The organism is Acidimicrobiales bacterium (genome assembly GCA_022452145.1).
Classification (GTDB): Bacteria; Actinomycetota; Acidimicrobiia; order Acidimicrobiales; family MedAcidi-G1; genus UBA9410.
Window position 1 is genome coordinate 1 of sequence record JAKURY010000041.1, and the last position, 5,780, is coordinate 5,780.

The 5,780-nt window shown below is 69.8% G+C and carries 6 protein-coding genes; 1 reads left to right on the forward strand and 5 read right to left on the reverse strand.

Translation table 11 applies throughout. The features are described 5' to 3' along the window. Window positions 1-161 precede the first annotated feature (161 nt). Both MK177_10175 and MK177_10180 read right to left on the reverse strand, forming a co-directional pair. Entirely contained in the window at window positions 162-314 is a 153-nt protein-coding gene (locus MK177_10175) for a hypothetical protein (GenBank protein ID MCH2427681.1), read from the reverse strand. After that, a complete protein-coding gene (locus tag MK177_10180) occupies window positions 314-1,009 on the reverse strand; it encodes an acetate--CoA ligase family protein (GenBank protein MCH2427682.1) in 696 nt (231 codons plus the stop codon). The genes MK177_10175 and MK177_10180 overlap by 1 nt, the downstream gene beginning before the upstream one ends. A gap of 164 nt (window positions 1,010-1,173) precedes the next feature. Between MK177_10180 and MK177_10185 the strand changes: the two genes are divergently transcribed. Further along, window positions 1,174-2,544, forward strand: coding sequence for a pyridoxal-dependent decarboxylase (locus tag MK177_10185; GenBank protein ID MCH2427683.1), 1,371 nt, complete (start codon window positions 1,174-1,176; stop codon window positions 2,542-2,544). 18 nt (window positions 2,545-2,562) lie between these two features. On the opposite strand, the gene MK177_10190 is transcribed toward MK177_10185, so the two are convergent. From MK177_10190 to MK177_10200, 3 genes are all read right to left on the reverse strand, one after another. Then, a complete protein-coding gene (locus tag MK177_10190; protein ID MCH2427684.1) occupies window positions 2,563-3,633 on the reverse strand; it encodes an adenosine deaminase in 1,071 nt (356 codons plus the stop codon). 65 nt (window positions 3,634-3,698) lie between these two features. Continuing rightward, complete coding sequence (locus tag MK177_10195; GenBank protein MCH2427685.1) at window positions 3,699-4,562, reverse strand: phytanoyl-CoA dioxygenase family protein; 864 nt, start codon at window positions 4,560-4,562, stop codon at window positions 3,699-3,701. Then, window positions 4,559-5,780 (reverse strand): ABC transporter permease (locus tag MK177_10200; GenBank protein ID MCH2427686.1); only part of this gene is annotated, 1,222 nt, incomplete at its 5' end. The genes MK177_10200 and MK177_10195, both read right to left, overlap by 4 nt.

A 5,780-nucleotide genomic window follows, 5' to 3' on the forward strand; every position in this document is an offset into this window, starting at 1 on the left:
GAATAGCCTCCGGCGGCCACGAACACGGCCCGCACCCCCCTGGCGGCAGCCGTGCGGATGATCTCCTCGTTTGCCGAGACGGGGGTGCAGACCACCAGGAGTTCGGCGCGGCCCTCGGGTAGGGCCTCGATGGACGGGAGCACGGGCCGGCCCAGCACGGATCACGCCTTCCTGCCAACTGCGAACCCCTCGCCCGTGTAGCCACAGGCCAGCACGTTGTGGAGGGTCACGAAGCCGAACTTGCCGGGGTGGTTGGACACCCCGGTGATCACCACGCCCCGGGGCTCGAACAGCGGAGCCAGGTCGCGGGCCATCAGGCCCCGACCCCGTCGTCTGCCACCTCGACCAGGGCGTCGACGGCCACCGCCAGGCCGTCCACCACGATCAACGGGTTCAGGTCGATCGACGCGACCGAGGGGTCGGCGGCCAGCGCACCCAGGGCGCGCAGGGTGTCGGCCAGGGCGTCGCGGTCCACTGCCGGCTCGCCACGGAAGGCTCGGAGCAGGGCCTGGGCACTTAGGTCGTCGATCAGGTCGTGGGCATCGTGGGCGTCCAGGGGCGCCAGGCGGAACGCCACGTCGGCGACCGCCTCGGCCAGCACGCCGCCCACGCCGAGCATCACGCAGGGGCCGAACTGGGGATCCCTGACCATGCCGGCTATCAACTCCCGGCTACCCCGGACCATGGTCGACACCAGGAGCTCCACGTCGCCGTCGTCGGGGGTGGCCGCGGCCAGCAGTTCGGTGGCTGCCGCCCGCACCTCGTCGGTCGAGCCGAGTGACAGCCTCACCAGGCCGCGCTCGGTCTTGTGGGCGATGGCATCGCCGCACAACTTGATTACGACCGGTAGGCCCATGGCCGCTGCGGCCTCCACTGCACCCTCGGGATCGGACGCGGTGGCCCAGTCGGACACGGCCACGCCGACGCCGGCCACCAGGCGTCGGGACCGCGCTTCGGAGAGCGTGCGGGTGGGTCCGGCCCCGGGGGAACTGCCTCTGCTGCCCGTCATCGGTAGAGAGTAGATACAAGACTCGGAGGCGGGGCAAAGCCAGGGATCCCATGGTGTGGCTCCGGACGGCCCCCGAACCGGCTTCCGACGACGGACCCGACTCCGAACTGCACTGTCCACTCGAGTGGTGCCGGGGGCATCGTCCTAGTGTCCCCGTGGTGGGAATGCACGAGTTGGACGCGGAGAACGAGGACCTCGTTCGGAGGGTCCTCGACTACGCACTCGATCAACTCGGGAGCGACCCTCCGCTGGACGGCCCCAGAAGCGCCGGGGAACTCCAGGCACTGGTCGGGGAGACGATCACCGCGACTGGGCTCGGTGGGGCCGAGGCGTTGCGCCGATTCGCCGACCACCTCGCACCGGCCTGCATCCCAACGGACCACCCCCGATACCTGGCCTTCGTGTCAGGCGCTCCGACCATGGCGGCCTCCGCGTTCGACCTCGTCGTCGGCTCCTCGTCTCTCTGCGGTTCCACCTGGCTGGACGGTGCCGGCATGGTCTTCGCCGAGAACCAGGCCCTGCGGTGGATCGCCGACCTGGCCGGCCTGCCGGACTCGGCCGGTGGATGCTTCGTCACCGGCGGCACTATGGGCAACCTCTCGGCGCTGGTCACGGCGCGCCATGACGCCGACCGGAAGCGTGCGGCGGCCGGAATGGGGCGCCCAGACCGGTGGGCCGTGGTTGCCGCCAAGAGCGCCCACTCGTCGATCGACTCGGCCGCCAGGGTGATGGACGTCGAGGTGATCCTCGCCGGGATCGACGACGACCAGCGGCTGCGAGGTGACGCCGTGGCCGAGGCCATTTCGGGTCGACCCGCCGGAACGGAGGTCTTCGCTGTCGCCGCGACGGCCGGCACCACCAACCTGGGAATCGTCGACGCCATAGACGGCATCGCCGATGCGTGCGCCGCGTCCAGCGTGTGGCTGCACGTCGATGGCGCCTACGGCGGTGCGGCGATGGCCGCTCCGTCGGTCCGCCACCGCTTCGACGGCATCGAACATTGCGATTCCCTGGTGGTCGACCCCCACAAGTGGCTGTTCTCACCCTTCGACTGTGCGGCCCTGCTCTACCGGAACCCGCCGCTGGCCCGAGAGGCGCACACCCAGCACGCCGGCTACCTCGAGCCGATCATCGACGACACGGTCTGGAACCCCTGCGATTACGCCAACGTGCTGACCCGCAGGGCACGGGGCATGCCGTTCTGGTTCTCGCTGGCCGTGTACGGCACGGATGCCTACCGGGACGCCATCGAGCACACCCTCGAGGTGGCCCGGGCGGCGAGGGACCTGGTCGTGGCTGCGGAACACCTCGAGCTCCTGGTCGAACCCGAGTTGTCGGTCGTGGCGTTCCGGCGCCGGGGCTGGGAGCTTGCCGACTACCAGGCCTGGTGCGATCGGTTACTGGACGACGGCACGGCAATGCTCACCCCGACGACTTTCGACGGTGGCGCCGCCATGCGGATCTGTGTCGTCAACCCGCGTACCACCGTCGAGGACCTGGAGGAGATCCTCGCCACGCTCGACCCTGTGGCCTGAACGGGACCGGCCGCGACGTCAGCCTGCCAGGGCGGCGTAGCCGGGCTTGACGGTGCCGTTGATGAGCTCGAGGCGCTCGTCGAACGGCAGGAAGGCGCTCTTCATGGCGTTGATCGTGAGCCACCGGAAGTCCTCGAGGCCCCAGCCGAAGGCATCGTTCAGCGCTGCCATCTCCGACGTCATCGAGACGCCGCTCATGAGACGGTTGTCGGTGTTGACGGTTATCCGGAAGCCAAGGCTACGCAGCAGCCCGATCGGGTGGTCTGCGACGTCGGCCACTGCCCCCGTATGCACGTTCGACGTCGGACAGAGCTCCAGGGGGATCCGGCGGTCCCTGACTATGGCGGCGAGGCGACCCAGTAGGGGCGTGCCGTCGGCCGCCTCCGTGATGTCGTCGACGATCCGAACGCCGTGGCCGAGCCGTTCGGCTCCGCAGAACTGGATGGCCTCCCATATGGACGCCGGGCCGAAGGCCTCGCCGGCGTGGATGGTGAAGTGGAAGTTCTCCCGCTGGAGGTACTGGAAGGCCTCGAGGTGGCGGGTGGGCGGATAGCCGGCCTCCCTGCCTGCGATGTCGAAGCCGACCACGCCATGGTCCCGGTAGCGCACGGCGGTCTCGGCCACCTCCATCGAGTCGGTGGACGTGCGCATGGCGGTGACCAGGGTCCGGATGGTCAACCCGGTCCCGTCCGAACCCTCTACGAAGCCGGCCAGGACAGCCTCGACCACCTCGTCCAGGGAGAGGCCGCGGGCGGTGTGGAGTGCCGGTGCGAAGCGGACCTCTGCGTACACGCAACCGTCGGTTGCCAGGTCGGCTGCGCACTCTGCTGCCACGCGGTGGCAGGCTGCGGCCGTCTGCATGACGCCGACCGTGTGCTCGAAGGTCTCCAGGTAGAGGCCGAGGTCCCGGCGGTCGGCCCCCCGGTGGAACCAGGTGGCCAGCTCGGCCTCGTCGGTGCTGGGCAGCCCGTCGTAGCCGACCTCGTCGGCCAGGGCGATGACGGTGGCCGGACGCAGGCCGCCGTCCAGGTGGTCGTGTAGAACGACCTTGGGGGCCTGCCGGATGGTTGCCGGATCCATGCTGTCCATGTTGCAGGCTATCCGGGGGCCATCGTGGCGGCCCGGGTCGCCAGCGGTCGGCGTTCCGGGGTGGATCAGCCGAAGCCGCGCAACGGCAGCCCGGGTCCCCGCTGGAGCCAGTTGTCGGCCCTGTAGTCGGCCGTGCCGTCGATGACGTGGAGGGTGTAGGCCAGCCGTGGCCTGGACGACGTGTTGGGGCCGCTCCAGTGGGGGAGCCGTCCGTGGAAGGCGATGAGGGTGCCGGAGCGGACCTCCATGGGCACCAGGGCGTCCATGTCGTAGGGGGAGGGGTCGTAAACGTCGGTCGTCGTGCCCGTGCCTTCCAGGCGGAACCGGGTCCGGACGTCGGAGAGATGGCCCCCGGGAATGGCCCACATGCAGCCGTTCTCGACCGTGGCGTCGTCCAGGGCGAACCAGAATCCGGTGACCGTCTGGGGGTCGGTCCAGAGGAACGAGTGGTCGCAGTGGCAGACCACCTCGCCTCCGATGCGGGGAGGCTTGAAGATGACCATGGACTGCAGCAGGAGTGGGTCGACGAAGCCCAGCTCGCCAACCAGGGCGGCCATGCTGCCGCTCCGCGAGAAGCGGTCGAATACCGGGTCCAGGTCGTGCATGGCGTGCCCAAGCTTGTTCAGCGCCTGATCCATGGGTACCAACAGCCGACCGTCGCCGTCGAAGGCGCCGTCCTCGAAGAACGGACGGACCACGTCGGCCGAGGTTAGGAACCACTCGTCCTGGGCGTGCGTCTGCTCGGTGGTGGAAAAGACGGTGGCCGCCCCCTCGGGAAGCCCGCCATCGGCGTATCCGGCCACCAGGTCGTCGATCCGGGTCCGCAGGTCGGTGAGCAGGCCCGGTTCGACGAAGTCCGGGAGCACCACGTAGCCGTCCCGATCCCATCCGATACGGGCGGCGGCATCAAGGACCGGTGGACCGGTCATTCCTGGCCGCGTCGGTAGCGCAGGCCGTTGGCCGCAGGCATGCGTAGGCGGCTGCCCGCGAATACCAGGACCAGCAGGGTCGCAAGGTGGGGGGTGATCGGCGGCAGTTCGCCCATGACCTTGTCGGTGACCGAGTACCACCACAGCAGGAGCGCGGCGGCCACGGCCAGCCCAACGGCGGACGTCGAACGGCGTCGCCATACAGCACGGACGGCCAGGGCGGCCAAGGCCACGCCGGCGACCAGGAGCAGGGCGTGGACGGCGGTCCGGTCACGGAGCTGCAGGGCGTCGGCGAAGCCGAAGAGCAGCGAGCCCACGAAGGCACCGACCGGCTGCCAGTTCCCGAAGATGACCGTGGCCAGGCCGATGAAGCCCCGACCCTGGGTCTGGGCCTCCCGGTAGATGCCGGTCTGCTCGATGACGATGAAGGCGCCGCCGAACCCGGCCAGCCCGCCGCTCACCACAACGGCCAGGTACTTCATGCGGTACACGTTGACGCCGAGGCTGTCGGCGGCTACCGGGTGCTCGCCGGCAGCCCGGATCCGGAGGCCGATGCTTGTACGCCACAGGATCACCACCGATGCCGGTACCAGCGCCATGGCCAGAAGCGTCGCCCACGAGACGTTGCTTGTTATGCCGGACAGCACGGCGGACAGGTCGGACACCAGGAACCATCCCCGGTCGTCCACCCAACTGAAGAGGTCCGGCGTGGACCATCCGAACAGGTCGCCCCCCGAGAGGAAGGGCAGGTCCATGTCGCCGACCGATTCGACCCTCGGCGACTGGGTGATGCCGCCTCCGGGCCGATCAGCGAAGACCTCACGGGACAGGAAACGGGCCAGTGCAGGAGCCAGGATGTTGATGGCCACGCCGGAGATGATGTGGTCCACGCCGAAGCCGACGGTGGCCACCGCATGGAGCAGGCCGCCGGCCGCGCCGCCGGCGGCCCCGATGGCGATGCCCCACCACGGGCCGAACTCGATGGCACCCCACGCCCCGAACCAGGTGCCGAGGATCATCATCCCCTCGAGGCCGATGTTGACCACGCCGGCCCGTTCGGCCCATATGCCTCCCAGGCCGGCCAGCAGGATGGGTACCGCCCGGCGCAGCGTGGCCTCGGCGGTGCCTGCCGAGATCAGGTCCGTGGTCTCGGGGCGGGCCAACTCCTGGGCGACCGATAGGGCCAGAACGAGGCCGAGCGCTGCGACCATCCAGCGC

Coding starts and splice junctions, on each gene's coding strand:
- MK177_10185 (MCH2427683.1), top strand. CDS start 1,174: ATGCACGAGTTGGACGCGGAGAACGAGGACCTCGTTCGGAGGGTCCTC.
- MK177_10195 (MCH2427685.1), bottom strand. CDS start 4,562: ATGACCGGTCCACCGGTCCTTGATGCCGCCGCCCGTATCGGATGGGAT.
- MK177_10190 (MCH2427684.1), bottom strand. CDS start 3,633: ATGGACAGCATGGATCCGGCAACCATCCGGCAGGCCCCCAAGGTCGTT.
- MK177_10175 (MCH2427681.1), bottom strand. CDS start 314: ATGGCCCGCGACCTGGCTCCGCTGTTCGAGCCCCGGGGCGTGGTGATC.
- MK177_10180 (MCH2427682.1), bottom strand. CDS start 1,009: ATGACGGGCAGCAGAGGCAGTTCCCCCGGGGCCGGACCCACCCGCACG.